The organism is Francisella philomiragia, from assembly GCF_018135955.1.
GTDB classification, from domain to species: Bacteria; Pseudomonadota; Gammaproteobacteria; order Francisellales; family Francisellaceae; genus Francisella; species Francisella philomiragia.
Window position 1 is genome coordinate 149342 of sequence record NZ_CP063138.1, and the last position, 17135, is coordinate 166476.

Genomic DNA, 17135 nt, shown 5'->3' on the forward strand with positions numbered 1-17135 from the left:
ATTCTAGGTACTCTTTTAGACTTTAAATCATAATTTTTTCAAATACATATTTAAATGATTAAATAAACTCATAAGCTAGTATAAACTTGTTTCAAATTGCTAATGAATTATCAAAAAATATGCAAAGAAAAGAGCTACTAAATGAGGTTAAGAGAATAGTTGTAAAAGTTGGGACTAGTACTTTAACTCATCAAACAGGTCTACTAAATATTTACCGAATAGAAAAGCTAGTTAGACAGTTATCAGACCTTCATAATCAAGGCTATGAAGTAATACTTGTAACATCAGGAGCTGTTGGTGCGGGTATGGGTAAGTTAGGGCTGCAACAAAAGCCAAAAACTCTACCAGAGAAGCAAGCTGTAGCTGCAGTAGGGCAAGTGGCTTTGACTCATTTATATCAAAAGCTTTTCTCTGAATATGGTAAGAATATTGCTCAGTTGCTTCTGACAAAAGATGATGTTGCTAATAGAGAAAGATACCTAAATGCGCGAAATGCTTTTTCAGCTTTATTGGCAAAGGGAGTTATCCCAATCGTTAATGAAAATGATGCGGTAGTAGTTGATGAAATAAAGGTTGGTGATAATGATACTTTATCGGCATTAGTTGCGAATTTAATAGATGCTGATTTATTGATTATTCTCTCGGATATTGATGGTCTGTATACAGCAAATCCACGTATAGATAGTTCAGCAAAACTTTTAAATATTATCTCAGAAATTTCAGATGATATTCGAGCTATGGCTGGTGACGTGGGTTCTAAATTTGGTACAGGAGGCATGGCTACTAAGATTAAAGCAGCTGAAATAGCCGTAGCTGGTGGTGTTAATATGGTTATTGCCAGTGGAGAAGACCCTAAAATTCTTTTGGAGATAATATTAGGCAATGATATCGGCACACTATTTGCAAAGAATAATAAAAAAGAAATCACAGCTAAAAAGCATTGGATAACTTATAGTAGCCACAAGCGAGGACAAATTATAATTGATAAAGGAGCTGTTACAGCCCTAAAACAAAACAAGAGTCTTTTACCATGTGGAATTATTTCTATAAATGGAGATTTTCAAAAGGGTGCTACGGTTGTCGTTTGTAGTGAAGATATTCAAGAAATAGCCACTGGATTGGTTAATTATTCATCACAAGATTTGGCAAAAATCAAAGGGTGTAAAAGCTATGATATTGCTAATATTTTAGGGTATTGTGATTATAATGAAGTTATCCATATTGATAATATGTTTTTAAAGGAGTGTTAGATGAGCTTGTCTATCGTAGAAATGGGTAAAAATGCTAAACAAGCTGCCAAAGAGTTAGCTAAAGTAAATACAGAGCTTAAGAATAATGTGTTACAACAGTTAGAAAAATCATTGTTAGACAATGCTGAGTATATTTTGCAACAGAATCAAAAAGATCTAGATAATGCTAAAAAAAATAATTTATCAAAAGCATTCATTGATAGATTAACACTAACCTCAGCACGAATAGAATCTATGGCTCAAGGGGTTAGACAAATTGCTGACTTTGCAGATCCTATAGGCAAGGTTGAGAAAGGCTTTAAGCACCCTAGAGGAATGACAATCTCTCAAGTTAGAGTGCCATTAGGTGTAATCGCAATGATTTTTGAATCACGCCCAAATGTAACTATAGATGCTGGAGCATTAGCATTAAAATCAGGTAATGCTATTATCCTTAGAGGTGGTTCTGATGCTTTTCATACAAATATTGCTTTGAAAAATATTTTCCAAGAGGTATGTGAAAAGCATGGGTTATCAAAAAATATAGTACAGTTAGTCGAGGATGTTGCTAGAGAGCGTGTAACAGAGTTAGTAACACTAGATAAATATATTGATGTGATAGTTCCAAGAGGTGGCAAAAGTCTTAAAAAAGCTATCCAACAGCAGGCTACTATTCCAATGATAGAAACAGGGGCTGGTATTTGTCACACTTATATTGATGAGTTTGCAGATTTAGATAAAGCTATAAAGATAGTTATAAATGCAAAAACCCAGCGTCCTGGAGTTTGTAATGCTTTAGAGAGTCTTTTGGTTCATCAAAATATAGCGGAGAAATTTTTACCTAAGTTAGAAATAGAGCTTGCTAAATACAACGTTGAACTAAGAGCCGATAATGAGAGTCTAAAATATCTAGGAAATGCTATACTAGTGACCCCTGAGGATTGGGATACAGAATATTTAGATCTAGTACTTTCTATTAAAACAGTGACAAATATTAATGAAGCTATAGAGCATATTAATACCCATGGTAGTATGCATTCAGAGTGTATAGTCACTGAAAGTTATACAAATACAGAGATTTTCTTAAATGAAGTAGATGCCGCCGCGGTATATGCTAATGCTTCAACTAGATTTACAGATGGTTCTGAATTTGGTTTTGGCGGTGAGATTGGTATTAGTACGCAGAAGCTTCATGCTAGAGGACCAATGGGTATCAATGAGCTTACAACTCTAAAATATATTATTAGAGGAAATGGGCAGGTTAGGGGATAGTCTTATTTTACTAGTATAGATTTATCTACATTATTGATATCTGTGAAACCACAAAATGCCATAGTTTTATCCATTTCTTGATGGAAAATTTCAAGTACTCTATAAGCACCTTGTTCGCCATAAGCACCAAGACCGTAAACCATTGGTCTACCAATTAGTCCAGCTTTAGCTCCGAGAGCTTTTGCTTTGAGTAAATCTTGACCGCTACGAATACCACTATCAATTAGAACTTCAAGCTTTGGATCTACTGCATCAACTATCTCTTCAAGCATAGATATGCTAGAAGGCGCTCCATCTAACTGGCGACCGCCATGATTTGAGACCACTATTGCATCAGCACCAGTATTTTGCGCCATAATAGCATCTTGTGTATCCATAATCCCTTTGATAATCATTGGACCATTCCATTGCTTTTGTACCCACTCGACATCATGCCAATTTAAGCTTAAATCAAATTGTTCATTTGTCCATTTACCAAGAGATGCAAAGCCACCTTTATTTTCAGCGTGATTTGCAATATTACCAAAGGTTCTATTTTTGGTTTTTAACATATTCAAGCACCAATATGTTTTAGTACTTAGGTTAATTAGATTTTTAAGAGTAGGTTTTGGAGGTACTGTTAAGCCATTTTTTATATCGGCATGGCGATTACCTAGCATTTGTAGGTCAGCAGTTAGTACTAGGGCACTACAACCAGCATGCTTTGCGCTTGCTATAAGATTTGCCATAAACTTTCTATCTTTCATCATATATAACTGAAACCAAAAAGGTTTGGTTGTATGCTTAGCTACTTCTTCTGTAGAGCAGATAGACATTGTCGATAGTGTAAAAGGAATACCAAATTCTTCAGCTGCTTTGGCAGCATGAATCTCGCCATCTGCATGTTGCATTCCAAGTAGACCAATTGGAGCAAATGCTAAAGGCATACTGTATTCTTGTCCAAGAATTTTGGTTTTTAACGATCGATGTTGGATATCAGTTAGCACTTTTTGCCTAAAAAAGTATTTATCAAAATCTTTTTGATTATGCTCTAGAGTTTTTTGTTGCCATGAGCCTGATTCACAGTAATCAACAAACATTTTAGGAACTCTGCGATGATAAATTTTACGCATATCATCAAGAGATGTGATTTTTAGTAGATTTTTTTTCATAAAAGCTTTCTCAACTATAATGATATTTTTATCAAAACCGTAATGGTGATGTAATAAGCTAAATTTCTGTAAATATTTTATCTTCAGGTAGTCTAGATTTTGGTAATTTAGCATTAAAATCTTCTTCTGAAGCATAACCAACAGTTACAACCACGGATGTTTTATAACCTTTTTCTCTTAGATTAAATTCTTCATCTATTATATGAGCTTCGATGCCTTCCATTGGTGTAGCATTTATCTTCAGTGTTGATAATCCTAATAGAATATTACCAAGGGCAATATAAAGCTGCTTTTCTGTCCAAATCTGTAATTCTTGAGGTTTGTCTTTGTATGCTAGAGCAAATTTATTGCGTACATCTCTTTGCATATTTTCAAAATCTGAAGTAGGGAATCTACCATCTTTACGCTCTTGATCAAGAAGTAGCTGTAGATATTTATCATCGATATCAGTTTTTAGGCAAAATACTATGGCCAAAGCACAATCTTTAATATTTGTTACATTTTTTGGGTGTATATTTTCAGCAGCTTTTGAAATTTTGGCTTTTGCCTCATCAGATGTTGCTAGGATAAAATGCCATGGCTGTGAGTTTACACTTGACGGTGTGAATCTTAGCAAGTCTTTTATTTGTTGGATTTGTTCAGAGGTTAACTTTTTTGTTGGATCATAAGCTTTTGTAGTATAGCGAGTTTTGGCATATTCGACGATATTCATAATTAAAAAGTAAAATTTTATCAAAAGATTAACTCAGTATATTTGATTCAAAAATATACAACAATGTTTTTTAATCTAGAGATATTTATATTTTTTTGTAATCATATTGTTTTGTAAGGATTAATTTTTAAGGATATGTAAATGAGAAAAAAGATTTTAGTAACGACGCTTGGTGTTTTTGCGGGATTATCGTTTGCAAATGCAGAGAATATAGAGCAGCTTAGAGATAGTTCGCAAAAGATTGTTAGCGTAACCCCTAATTTTGTTGAAATTGATGTTTCAGCATATAAGCATAATCTAAAAGTAGTGAAGAGCATTATTGGAGATGATGTTAAATTATGTGCAGTAATGAAGTCGGATGCTTATGGACATGGATTAGATAATTTGATTGATGCTACAGTCAGCTCGCCTGCTGTTGATTGTATTGCTGCAGTTGACAATAAAGAGTTTGCGATTATCTCTCCCAAAATTCAGCAAAGTGGAAGAAATATTACAGCTCTAAGAATTGCTCCTGTTACTAAATCTGAACTAATTCAGGCCATTAATAATGGGTGGGATATCGAAGAGATTATAGGCTCTTATGAGCAAGCAAAGATTATTTCTGACACAGCTCAGCAGATGAGTGAAATTCTTGGTAAGAAAGTGATAATAAAAGTTTCTATAAATATAGAGACCGCGATGGGAAGAATGGCTTTTAGGAAGGTTGAAGATATAAAAAAAGCTATGAAATTACCAAACATTAAAGTAGTGGGAGTTATGACACATTTTGCTAAAGATTATGAGAGTGAGAGTGTAGCAGAGCCTGCAACAAAACAGCAATTAGCAAAGTTTGATGAGATAGTCTCTCAACTAGATTTACCAGAAGGAACTATACAGCATGTTGCTAACTCAGGTGCAGCTGCAAAATATCCTTGGGCAAGAAGAGATATGGTTAGAGCTGGTTCTCTTATTTATGGTGAAGATCTTGATGATTTGCAAGATCCTAAGCATGAACTTCGACCTGTGATGAAATCATTTAGATCAGAAGTTGCGATTATTGAGAGAGACATACCACCACATTCACCAATTAACTATGATGCTGAGCAATATACTCGTTCGGATAGAAAATCAACAACAGCGACATTAAGAACAGGCTATAACTATGGTTTCCCTCAAAGAGCTTATAAAAGTAAAATGCAAGTTATTATCGATGGTGTCAAATATCCTGTTATTGGTAAAACATCTATGAATATGCTTGTTGTGGATATTACAGATGAACCGAAAGATAAGAGGGTTAAAGTAGGCGACCAAGCATTATTAGTAGGTAAGTACGGAGATAACTATATTTCTTGGCAACAGTTTGCACAACAAAATAATATGGGAACTACAGAGGAGGTTCTAGTGGTTGGTAGTCTTAACAAAAAGATTAATACTACAGCTGATTAAGAATTATTTTTAATTGGACATTTCCAATTAAAATTTTCTGGTAACTTCGCTATTATTTTTGGGAAATCTTTTTTTAGAAATATTATTAGTGAAATTGATCTTAAAGTTTTTATATACATCAGTAACATAAATATTGAGATCATAGTTTCATAGAAATATCTCATTATTTTTATACTGCCTTTTATTTCAAAGTTTAGATAGATGATTTTATCAAAGACTATTAATACTAAAAATGCTAGCAGTGTTAAAAGTATAAATGTAATAAAACTAGTAATTACTTTCCTTAGGATTTTTGAACTTGAAGTAATATAAAAAGTATTGTTTTTATTATCAAAAATAATGGCTTTTAGTTTGTTTAACTTTTTTATCTCTTGAAAAGAAAGATACTCAGTAAGTTTATTTAGCAAATAAATATCTCTAAATCTCGGTGGAACTATCGCAAATTCTCGTTTGAGAAAGTTTTTATGATCTATCTTAAATTGTAAATACAAAGCTGCTCTAGCGATAGGGTCTGTAGTAGAATTTATTTTCTCTATTATTTCAGCCATATCTTTTATCTTATGATGACTAAAGACATTTACTTTCTCAGTTTCGCCAAATAAAAAATTAAGTGCATAATAGAGTATTGCTACAGGGATAACTAATAATAACTTGTAGTTAGGATCAATCAAAAACTCAAATAATTCCATGGTAACTGATATCCATAATTAGCTTATAAGTAATATTTAATATTCTTTAGTTACTAAATTCAATAGTGATCTATTTATGCTATTTGTTAAGTTTGTTTTTAGTGTTATTGATGTTATCTTAGATTTATCAAGATGTTCACTGTGGATTATGGCTTTGTATAGAATAGAAACTGATAGTATGGGGGAAGTCAAAGTTGATGACAGATATTATTGGGGTGCTCAAACTCAGCGATCTATAGAGCATTTTTCTATAGGTAAGGATTTGATGCCTATAGAAGTTATTAAGGCTTTAGCTATTATCAAAAAAGCAGCGGCAATTACCAATAATGAGCTAGGTATTTTGCCTACAAATAAGCGAGATATCATTGTTACAGTTTGTGATGAGATAATTTCCGGCCAGCTTAATAATCACTTTCCACTACATGTTTGGATGACCGGCAGTGGTACGCAGTCAAATATGAATGTCAATGAGGTTATTTCAAACAGAGCGATTGAGCTACTAGGTGGCAAAAAGGGTAGTAAATCTCCTATTCATCCAAATGATGATGTCAACATGTCACAATCATCAAATGATGCCTTTCCAAGTGCGATGTATATTGCTACTGCCTTTGAGATAAATAAACAATTATTACCAGCTCTCGAATACATGTATGAGGATCTAAAAAGAAAGAGTAATGACTGGCAAACTATCGCTAAGATTGGTAGAACTCATATGCAAGATGCTGTGCCGCTAACTCTCGGACAGGAGTTTTCAGGCTATGCGGCTCTACTTGAGAAAAACATTCAAAGAATTAAAGAATCTCTAAAAGATGTATATCAGCTTGCTTTAGGTGGAACAGCTGTTGGTACTGGCTTAAATGCGCCTGATAGTTTTGCTGAAGTGGTAGCGAAACATATTGCTTCTATTACTGGGTTACCATTTGTTACAGCTACAAATAAATTCGAGGTGCAAGGTTCACATGATGCTTTAGTTGCGATTATGGGGCAACTCAAAACTTTAGCAAATTCATTATTTAAGATTGCTAATGATATTCGTCTATTAAGCTGTGGTCCTAGAGCGGGACTTCATGAGTTGTTAATCCCTGAGAATGAGCCTGGATCATCAATTATGCCAGGAAAGGTTAATCCTACACAATGTGAAGCTATGGCAATGGTTGCTGCTCAAGTAATGGGTTATGATGTTGCTGTTGGTATCGGTGGTTCTGCAGGATATCTTGAAATGAATGTCTATAAACCCTTGATTATTTTTAATATTATTCAATCGATTAAGATTATTTCAGACAGTTGTGTAAACTTTACAAAATATCTTTTAGAAGGAATGACGCCAAATCATGACAAAATAGATTTTTATCTCAAAAATTCATTAATGCTTGTTACAGCTCTTAGTCCAGTGATAGGCTATGATAAAGCTTCTAAAATGGCGCATTATGCAGATAGTAACAACTTATCGTTAGCTGAGGCAAATAAAGCTCTTGGTTTTTTGTCTGAAGAAGAGTTTAATAAAGTAGTTGATCCATACAAAATGACAAAAGGTGGTATTTTGTAGTGAGTAATTCTTTTCAAGAAATAGCATCTTGATTAGATATGGTAACACTTATTAATCGTTTGCTTTAACCCTTGCAAGAAGCCCGTTTCTAGTTTAATCTTTAAGCAATTTTATATTCAAGGTATTTTGTTATGATTACAACAAGATTTGCACCAAGTCCAACAGGCTTTTTACATGTTGGTGGGGTACGTACAGCACTTTTTAGTTGGCTTTATGCTAGACACAATAACGGTAAGTTTTTATTAAGAATCGAAGACACAGATCTTGAGAGATCTACTCAAGCTGCTGTAGATGCTATTTTAGATGGTATGAGCTGGCTTGGTCTAAAAAATGATGAAGAGATCTATTATCAAACGAAAAGATTTGATAGATATCATGAAGTTATTAAGCAATTAATAGCAGAGGGTAAGGCATATTATTGTAACTGTTCTAAGGAAAGATTAGATGAGTTAAGAGAGCATCAGCAGGCAAATAATCTTAAAACTGGCTATGATGGTAAATGCCGTGATGCAAGCTATATTCCTCAAGAAGGAGATAGTTTTGTAGTACGTTTTAAAAATCCGCAAGATGGTCTTGTCAGCTGGAATGATGCTGTAAAGGGTAGGATTTCAATTTCAAATCATGAGCTTGATGACATGATTATCCAAAGAACAGATGGCTCGCCGACATATAATTTTTGTGTGGTGGTTGATGATATTGATATGGCTATCACGCATATTATTCGTGGTGATGATCATGTTAATAATACTCCTAAACAAATCAATATTTATAAAGCCTTAAATGCTCATGTTCCGGTATTTGCACATGTTCCAATGATTCTTGGTCCAGATGGGGCAAAGTTGTCTAAACGACATGGTGCGGTCAATGTTGTGCAGTATCGTGAAGATGGTTATTTACCTCATGCTATACTTAACTATTTGGTTAGACTTGGGTGGTCGCATGGAGATCAAGAGATTTTCTCTATAGATGAGATGATAAAATCTTTTAATTTAGAGCATATCAATGCTTCACCTTCACGTTTTGACTTTGACAAGCTTAAGTGGTTGAACAAACACTACATCAAAGAATCTAAATTTGAGGATATTAGGACAGAAGTTGAATATCATTTTGCAAAAGCTGGTTTGGATATTGCTAATGGTCCTGATCTTCAAGACCTTGTGGCTGTGATGGCAGAAAAAGTTGATACTCTAGTAGAGCTTACTGAGAAATCGAGCTACTTTTATAGTGATGATATCGTTTATGATGAAAAAGCAGTCAAAAAGCATGTTAAAACGACAACAGGCGAGATATTTATTAAGCTTTTAGAAAATTTTGAAGCTCTAGAAACTCAACAATGGCAAGATCCAGATACTTTGCATAACGTAGTCGCATCAACAGCAGAGCAGTGCGAAGTTGGTATGGGTAAAGTAGGTATGCCCTTGCGTATAGCTATCACAGGTTCAGGTCAATCTCCTGATATTGGTATTACTTTGAAGCTTTTGGGGAAAGAAAAAGTACTATCTAGATTACAAAGAGCAATAAAAGAACTATGTAATTCATAAAAAAATAAAAATATTAACAAAAGGGCTTGACTAAGCCATAAAAGTCATTATAATACACATCATATCGCTGAAGACAGTGATTAAAAGTCTTAAGTCCCGTTCGTCTAGAGGCCTAGGACACCGCCCTTTCACGGCGGCAACAGGGGTTCGAATCCCCTACGGGATGCCAAATTAAAAAGCCACCTTGAGTGGCTTTTTTTATGTCTATTAGAAATACTTTTATTATTCTGTAAAATGCAAAAGTTTGTTTATTTTGTTTGGTTATCAGTTTGACATTCAGGCTGCTACAAAAGTTTCAGAACTTTGTGATAGATTTCCTGTTTACAAATAGATATCTTAATTTTATTTTCAGCAATATCAAGCCTAATCTTCAAAACTAAATCTTAATGATTAATTTTAAATTTTACCAAAAGTCTTTTATTTTATTTATTTCTATGTCTTGAAAACGTGCATATTAAAGTATTTTATTAAGTAAAGGTGAATTATTTAAATATTATCTTAATTTTAATATTGACATAAAATTAATATTAAATATAATATCCCCGTATTCAAATACTTTAGTAACATTAATTTAATATTTTATTAATCATGGGGATTATAATGAAAAAAACTATCACTATCGCTCTTTTAGGTTCAATCGCAGCTACTTCTGTTTACGCAGATGATTTAAATGCTAATGTTGTAAACAATTCTATTGTTAACTATTCTAACAAAGTTGAAGCTGCTGCTGATACTGATCCTAACTCTGCAATCTATGCTGTCAAAAGCATGGCTGCTGATGCTGCTGATATACAAGCAAATGGTGAAAAAATAGCTAGAGGTTTAGTTCTAACTAATAATGGTAGAGTTAAAATACCTAACGCTGTTAAACCTAAAGATATGTATATGAAGGATCAAGCATCTGCTGCTCAAGGTCTTGAGAAATATAGAGCTGAAAGAGATGGTATTAATAAAAATATTGAAAAGCTGCAATCTGAAAAGAAATTAGGCTGGAAGATTAAGGTTGCTGCTGAACAGGCTAAACTTAAATCTATCAACACTAAGATAGATATCCTAAAAGGTATCGAAAATGGTGATAAGGCTTATGCTGAAGAGAAGATTGCTCAGTTTAATATTATCAAAGAAATTACTGTAAATGGTCCTACAGCATACTACAATAATATTGCTAAGCCTATTTCTGCTGAGTTAGAAGCTGCATGGAATTCAGCTACTGCTCTTGATTATGCTGGCTATAGAACTAATATAGACATGTTCTGGAATGCAAGAGTTGCTCTTTGGAATGGTCAATACAATATCAACAGTAAAGATGCTGATACTGCTGTAGCGTTTAACGATATTACTAACTATTTAACTATTCAAGCTATTGAGCTTATACAGGGTGGAAGTAATGAAAAAGCTATCGCTACATATGCTAATGTAAATACACTTGCATATACAGTAACTACATTAGGTGATTTAGAGAGTGGAATTCAGCAGAAGATTGCTTCTCCAAGAACAGCTCTATCAATATGTGAAGCTAACTTGCTTGATGTTAGAGCAAATAGTAATATTGCTACAGCTAGAAATGTTATAAAAGATTTGTCTGATGAAAAAGCTGTTGATGCTATCCTTACGCAATTCTTAGATATTATTAACCTTGGTGATATTAAGGTATATGACCTAGATAAGTTAGGTGAAAACTGGGCTGTTAAAGCTGCTGTTAATGCAATATCTAAAGCAATCGGTACAGAGGGTGTTGTTTATGTTAAAGATCATACTTTAATGTTAAGACCTGCTAGTGCTATAGCAGCTCCTGTAGCTAATGCTATTGCTGAAAATGGTATATATAAACAAGTAAGTGATGCTGATAGTATACTATTTGGTGTAAATGCTTGTAATTTTGCTGCTGCTCAAAATAGTCAAAGTCCTGTTGCTAAAGCTATGGTTGCAGCTACTAAGCAAATTTCTAATCAGTTAGCTAAAGGTCAAACTATTGATGCTGCTTTCCAAGAACAAGTATATGCAGCTCTTCAAGCTACTATGTTCGAAAACTTAAGCAAAATTGCTTAGTAAATGTTCAATAAGTATAAATGTATACAATAAATAAAAAAGGATAATTTTATGTATAAATCAAGATTAAAACGAATATCAGTAATTCTGTTATCGGCATTTGTAGCAGGTCAATCTATGGCAACTAGTATTGATAGCTATACATCTGTTAAAAATAATGCATATTCAAAATCAGTAGTACACCTGTATAATAATCACTCTTCTAATCGTGGTATTGACAATTGGGGATGGACTAGTAAGGCTGATTGGAATGATGCAATTGTTGTAAAACCTGGTCAAACTAGAGTGTTATCATCAGGTCATTATCATCAAAATTTAACTGATGCGGAATTTTATGGGATATTAGGTGGTGGTATAGCTGCAACTTTAGCATCGTCTCTTGTTGCTAATGCTATTTATAATAATACTGCTGCTACAATAGCTAACAACGTCGCTATCTTGGAAGAGAGGTTAACTCAGGCACAAGCTACAGAAGCTGCATTAGCGGCTGTAGATTTTGGTAAAGTATATGGAAAACCTATTACAGGTTCACAAAATGTGTTGCGAGCTTTTTATGTATCTGGTGAAAAAGTAGCGAGAGCACAACGAATTGCTGCTGGAATACCAGAACTAGAAGCTGCTCTTTCTGCTGCAAGAGCAGCTACTCCTTTAGCAGCAAACCCTTATACAGGTATTGCTATAACAATCTCGGTATTGGCTCTTTCGGCAACGATAGCTATTCTTCGTAATGATATGTTAAAAGGGGCGTATTTATACGATCAGTTGTGGATGGCTCCAGAGGGCGCTGATCATGGCGATCCTGGATTTAAGAAGATGTTAACAAATATGTGGGAAATCCAAAATAATACTCAGAAAATTCGAACAGCGATTGAAAGTGATACTGACCACAGTTACGTCAGTGATCTGATAAAACCTCAATTAATAAAAAAAGCTGTAGTATTTAGGTTTGTCGACATAGAAAGTCAGGATCTCCTGAGAGTACAACAGTTTATTATTGATGGCTCTTTCCTTATACCTTATGAGTTTGGCGGTAATAATCGTAATAACAATAATTATTTAATTGATTCTTGGGGTGTGGGTAGTGTTACTTTAGATAATGATGGTGCTTTCGCTACTGATGAAGACAGAAGTAAGTTTGAGCAAGCATGTTATGTATACCAATCTAAAAATCCTGATAAAAAGGTATATATTTTTAATAACTATTGGCAAAATGATGATGAATATAAGTGGTGGGATGATATAGTTAGTAAAAAAAGAGATAGCTTAAGAGAATGTTTAGAAACTATTAATAAATTAAACTTCATTTTCTATGTGGGAACTGATCATGAAGACGAAACTGCACCTGAACAGATATTAACTAGTTTGAATAATTATGATGTTATAATGGATTCTGGGAAGAAGTCGGTTTATGGCGAACCAAATTATGTTAAATAATGGTTTATTCTAAAAAGTATTGGTTTTATTTGCTAATACTAATTTTGATACAGTTCAAGCTGTACTTCCTGCTATGAATAACTATACTAATTTGTCTTATTTGTATGAACTTAATTTACTTTTATGATCATTGCTATTTTAATATAACATAGTTATCTGGGATGCTCTCTTAAACTATTTTGCTGTTTGAGAAACTATATTTGGCTGTGTTGGTAATGCAGTAGTATATGCTTCCATGCTTTCTGTTATTACACTATTTGGTGATATTCTGCAGTGTTTGCCAATAGTTATATTACCTAAGATTTTAGCACCGGCTCCAATTATTACTTCATCTTCAACTGTTGGATGACGTTTTGTGTATCTCAGCTTTGGATTTCCAGATGAACCAAGAGTTACACCATGGTATAGTGATACATAATTTCCAACTATTGCTGTTTCACCAATTACAATACCCATGCCATGATCAATGAAACAATATGAGCCGATAGTTGCTCCAGGATGTATTTCGATTCCTGTCAGAAATCTAGATATATGAGACAAGAGTCTACCCAAAAATTTTAATTTACATCGCCATAGTAGATTTGCGGGTCTGTGAAGTAATATTGCATGTAATCCAGGGTAAGCAAATATCGTTTCAAGAATGCTTGGAGCAGCAGGATCTTGTTGTTGATAGTATCGTAATAGTTTGATCATAAGACTCCAAAGTGTTGTTTTGATTTTAATATACTATTATAAAACCAATGTTTTAGCCATCTAAATAAGATAGAATGGCGGTAGGTTATTGTGTGAATATAAAAGGTTATAGCTATGAATATATGTAACAATTTTACTGAAACTATTGGTAAGACTCCTATGGTTAGGCTTTGTAAAATAGAGGAGCTGTTTGGGTTAAAAGTCAAGTTGGTTGCTAAACTGGAATTCTTTAATCCATTATCCTCTGTCAAGGATAGGGTGGCTCTAAATCTTATTGAAAGTGCAGAGAAGGCTGGTAATATCAAGCCAGGTGTTACAACGTTGATAGAACCAACATCGGGCAATACTGGGATAGGGCTTTCATTTATTGCTGCTGCAAAAGGTTATGACATAATTATTACTATGCCAGAGAGTGTATCCGTTGAAAGACGTAAGTTGATACAGCACTTTGGTGCTAAGCTTATTTTAACACCTGCAGCTGAGGGTATGGCTGGAGCAATTGCCAAAGCTAATGATTTATTAAAAGAGCTTAATGATGGTGTTATATTGGGTCAATTTACTAATCCAGCCAATCCACAAGCACATAGAAATACAACAGCTTTAGAGGTTTGGCAAGATACTGATGGTGAAGTAGATATTCTAGTGGCGGGTGTCGGTACCGGAGGTACTATTACAGGCATTGCTGAAGTTCTCAAACAGAAAAAACCTACTATCAAAATTGTAGCTGTAGAGCCTAAGTCTAGTCCCGTTTTGTCAGGTGGTAAGCCAGGCTCTCATAAAATTCAAGGGATAGGCGCTGGCTTTATTCCAGAGATTCTAAATACATCTATAATTGATGATATTGTTACAGTTAGTGACGTAGATGCTTTAGAGTATGCACGTTTAGTAGCACACAAGGAAGGTGTGCCTGCTGGTATTTCATCTGGAGCAGCATTAAAAGCGGCGATTGAGATAGCTCAACGTACTGAGAGTGAGAATAAAATGATAGTGGTTGTTTTTGCTTCTAGTGCGGAGAGATACTTATCTACAGCTTTATTTGCCGAAGATTAAATAGAGGCTTTTTCATATACGGCAAACGTGAAGTCAAACTCGTTTTTATCATCTTTTTTGAATTGTTTATGGCCTATGCGTTTGTATTTAGATTTGTCCCACTTAGGAAAGAAAGCATCAAGATCACTCATTTCTGTATCGACTTCAGTTATGTATAGTCTATCGGCATATTGCAAAAATTCTTTATAAATCTGAGCACCACCAATTATAAAAATCTCATAATGAGGTTTTGATTGCGCGAAGTTTAGAATTTCTTGAACACTGTTAATTATTAAACACTTATCCTGCTTATAATCTTTATCTCTAGTTAAGATAATGTTTTTACGGTTTGGCAAAGGGCGACCGATTGACTCAAAAGTTTTTCTACCCATTACAATATAATTATTCTCGGTTATCTTTTTGAAGTTTTTCAGGTCTTCAGAAAGTTTCCATGCTAGAGTATTTTCTTTACCTATACCTAGATTTTTGTCATAAGCAACTATTAATGAAATCATTTTTGATCTCTATTTTTTTAATTTATTTTGCGACATTTTAGCATTTTAAATAAATATAAAATACCTTTTGTAATTTATAAATTAAGTGTGATAAAATTTTACGGCTTGTATTATATATGAGCTAATGTTTAACTAATAAATCATGTATCTTCAAAATTAGAAGTTGTGCCAAAGGGTGTCTCATATGATATTTGGCATAACTAAGATACTAGATATAACCCAAATAAGGAAAATCAAAATGTCTTTAATGAAAGAAATGTTATCTGCGGGTGTTCACTTTGGACACAAAAAAGCTTTCTGGAATCCTCAAATGAAAGAATACATCTTTGGTATTAACCATGGTGTACACATTATCAATCTTGAGAAAACAGTTCCTCTTTTCCAAGATGCAGTTAACTTTGTTGGTAAGACTGTAGCAAATGGTGGAAAAGTTCTTTTTGTTGGTACAAAAAGACAAGCTCAAGATATCATAGAAGCAGAAGCTAAAAGATGTGGTATGCCGTTTGTTAGCCACAGATGGTTAGGTGGTATGCTTACTAACTACAAAACTGTTAGACAATCTATCAAGAGACTTGCTCAGTTAGAGAAGATGAAAGAAGACGGTACTTTTGAATCGTTAACTAAAAAAGAGATGCTTCAAAATATCAGAACTATAGAGAAGTTAGAAAAAGTTCTTGGCGGAATCAAAGAAATGGGTGGTTTACCTGATGCTATTGTTGTTATTGATAGTAACAAAGAGCACATTGCTATTCAAGAAGCTCAAAAGCTAGGTATTAAAGTTGTATCAATTGTTGATACTAACTCAAACCCTGAAGGTATCGATTATATTATCCCTGGTAATGACGATGCTGTTAAGTCAATATCTTTCTATATGAAGAAATTTGCTGATGCTGTTATTGATGCTCAAGGCTTAGATAGAGCAGTAGAAGCAAAAGCTGAAGAAACTACAGAAGCATAATAAACAAACAAGGATAGAACAATGTCAAATATTTCTGCTAAATTAGTAAAAGAACTTAGAGAAAGAACTGGTGCTGGAATGATGGAGTGTAAAAAAGCTCTAGTTGAAGCTGCTGGTGATATTGAAAAAGCTGCTGAAGAAATGAGAATTTCTGGACAAGCAAAAGCTGACAAAAAAGCTTCACGAATTGCAGCTGAAGGTGTTATCGAAGTTTATGCTGCTGATGGTAGAGCTGTTTTACTTGAAATCAACTCAGAGACAGACTTTGTCGCTAGAGATGATACTTTCAAGAAGTTTGCTCAAGAAGCTGTAAAAGCAGCTCATGCGGCAAAAGCAGAGACTATCGAAGAAGTTTTAGCTGCTAAGACTTCAACTGGTGAAACTGTTGAAGAAGCTCGTAAATCACTAATTGCTAAAATCGGTGAGAATATTCAAGTTCGTAGGGTTAAGACTGTAGCAGCTAGTACTTTAGGTGCTTACATACATGGTGGTAAGATCGGTGTTGTTGCTGCTCTAGAGGGTGGTGATGAAGAGCTTGCTAAAGATGTTGCTATGCACGTAGCAGCTGTTAATCCTATGGTTGTATCTGGTGATGAAGTTCCTGCTGATGTAGTAGCAAAAGAGAAAGAAATTTTCACAGCTCAAGCAAAAGAAAGTGGTAAGCCTGCTGAAATCATCGAGAAAATGATTGTTGGTAGAATTCGTAAGTTCTTAGATGAAGTTGCTCTTTTAGGTCAAGATTTCGTTAAAGATCCTAGCATCAAAGTTGAAAAACTTGTTAAAGACAAAGGCGCTAAAGTTGTTAGCTTTATCCGTCTAGATGTTGGTGAAGGTATCGAGAAGAAAGAAGAAGATTTCGCAGCAGAGGTGATGAGCCAAATCAAAGGTTAAT

15 protein-coding genes and 1 tRNA gene are annotated in these 17135 nt (G+C 34.1%); 11 read left to right on the forward strand and 5 right to left on the reverse strand.

All coding sequences use genetic code 11. From position 1 onward, the window contains the following. Window positions 1–119: 119 nt before the first annotated feature. Window positions 120–1250 carry a glutamate 5-kinase gene (gene proB, locus IMS64_RS00755; protein WP_211490625.1) on the forward strand — a complete coding sequence of 377 codons (1131 nt, stop codon included), beginning with the start codon at window positions 120–122 and terminating at the stop codon, window positions 1248–1250. Further along, a complete protein-coding gene (locus tag IMS64_RS00760) occupies window positions 1251–2501 on the forward strand; it encodes a glutamate-5-semialdehyde dehydrogenase (protein ID WP_211490626.1) in 1251 nt (416 codons plus the stop codon). A 2-nt stretch (window positions 2502–2503) separates the two neighbouring features. Here IMS64_RS00760 and IMS64_RS00765 read toward each other — a convergent pair whose 3' ends face one another. Then, window positions 2504–3652 (reverse strand): alpha-hydroxy acid oxidase, encoded by a 1149-nt coding sequence (locus IMS64_RS00765; protein WP_211490627.1) that lies wholly within the window; start codon window positions 3650–3652, stop codon window positions 2504–2506. Between the two features lie 58 nt (window positions 3653–3710). Next, window positions 3711–4364 (reverse strand): oxygen-insensitive NAD(P)H nitroreductase, encoded by a 654-nt coding sequence (nfsB, locus tag IMS64_RS00770; RefSeq protein WP_211490628.1) that lies wholly within the window; start codon window positions 4362–4364, stop codon window positions 3711–3713. Window positions 4365–4505: 141 nt separating this feature from the next. Between nfsB and alr the strand changes: the two genes are divergently transcribed. Beyond that, window positions 4506–5789, forward strand: a complete 1284-nt coding sequence (gene alr / locus IMS64_RS00775) for an alanine racemase (protein ID WP_211490629.1) — start codon at window positions 4506–4508, stop codon at window positions 5787–5789. Here alr and IMS64_RS00780 read toward each other — a convergent pair. Beyond that, window positions 5786–6478 (reverse strand): hypothetical protein, encoded by a 693-nt coding sequence (locus tag IMS64_RS00780; protein WP_211490630.1) that lies wholly within the window; start codon window positions 6476–6478, stop codon window positions 5786–5788. The two genes, alr and IMS64_RS00780, sit on opposite strands and share 4 nt — an antisense overlap. 154 nt (window positions 6479–6632) lie before the next feature. Here IMS64_RS00780 and fumC point away from each other — a divergent pair, with 154 nt between their 5' ends. The 5 genes from fumC to IMS64_RS00805 all read left to right on the forward strand — a co-directional run bounded on the left by fumC (window position 6633) and on the right by IMS64_RS00805 (window position 13048). After that, window positions 6633–8024, forward strand: a complete 1392-nt coding sequence (gene fumC / locus IMS64_RS00785) for a class II fumarate hydratase (protein ID WP_211491073.1) — start codon at window positions 6633–6635, stop codon at window positions 8022–8024. A gap of 131 nt (window positions 8025–8155) precedes the next feature. After that, complete coding sequence (gene gltX, locus IMS64_RS00790; protein WP_211490631.1) at window positions 8156–9565, forward strand: glutamate--tRNA ligase; 1410 nt, start codon at window positions 8156–8158, stop codon at window positions 9563–9565. 93 nt (window positions 9566–9658) lie between these two features. Next, window positions 9659–9734: transfer RNA gene (locus IMS64_RS00795), tRNA-Glu, on the forward strand. 431 nt (window positions 9735–10165) lie between these two features. Then, window positions 10166–11614 carry a hypothetical protein gene (locus IMS64_RS00800; RefSeq protein ID WP_211490632.1) on the forward strand — a complete coding sequence of 483 codons (1449 nt, stop codon included), beginning with the start codon at window positions 10166–10168 and terminating at the stop codon, window positions 11612–11614. Between the two features lie 51 nt (window positions 11615–11665). Continuing rightward, window positions 11666–13048, forward strand: a complete 1383-nt coding sequence (locus IMS64_RS00805) for a hypothetical protein (RefSeq protein ID WP_211490633.1) — start codon at window positions 11666–11668, stop codon at window positions 13046–13048. Window positions 13049–13222: 174 nt separating this feature from the next. On the opposite strand, the gene epsC is transcribed toward IMS64_RS00805, so the two are convergent. Beyond that, complete coding sequence (gene epsC, locus IMS64_RS00810; RefSeq protein WP_042516942.1) at window positions 13223–13741, reverse strand: serine O-acetyltransferase EpsC; 519 nt, start codon at window positions 13739–13741, stop codon at window positions 13223–13225. A 114-nt stretch (window positions 13742–13855) separates the two neighbouring features. Here epsC and cysK point away from each other — a divergent pair, with 114 nt between their 5' ends. Continuing rightward, entirely contained in the window at window positions 13856–14791 is a 936-nt protein-coding gene (gene cysK, locus IMS64_RS00815; RefSeq protein ID WP_211490634.1) for a cysteine synthase A, read from the forward strand. Here the strand turns inward: cysK and IMS64_RS00820 are convergent. Then, complete coding sequence (locus IMS64_RS00820) at window positions 14788–15285, reverse strand: dihydrofolate reductase (RefSeq protein WP_200148300.1); 498 nt, start codon at window positions 15283–15285, stop codon at window positions 14788–14790. The two genes, cysK and IMS64_RS00820, sit on opposite strands and share 4 nt — an antisense overlap. Window positions 15286–15523: 238 nt before the next feature. On the opposite strand from IMS64_RS00820, the gene rpsB reads away from it, so the two are divergent. Continuing rightward, the gene (gene rpsB / locus IMS64_RS00825; RefSeq protein ID WP_041268077.1) at window positions 15524–16243 is read left to right on the forward strand and encodes a 30S ribosomal protein S2; all 720 of its coding nucleotides are present in this window, start codon (window positions 15524–15526) and stop codon (window positions 16241–16243) included. Between the two features lie 21 nt (window positions 16244–16264). Then, window positions 16265–17134, forward strand: a complete 870-nt coding sequence (tsf, locus tag IMS64_RS00830; protein WP_004286628.1) for a translation elongation factor Ts — start codon at window positions 16265–16267, stop codon at window positions 17132–17134. Window position 17135: the final 1 nt, after the last annotated feature.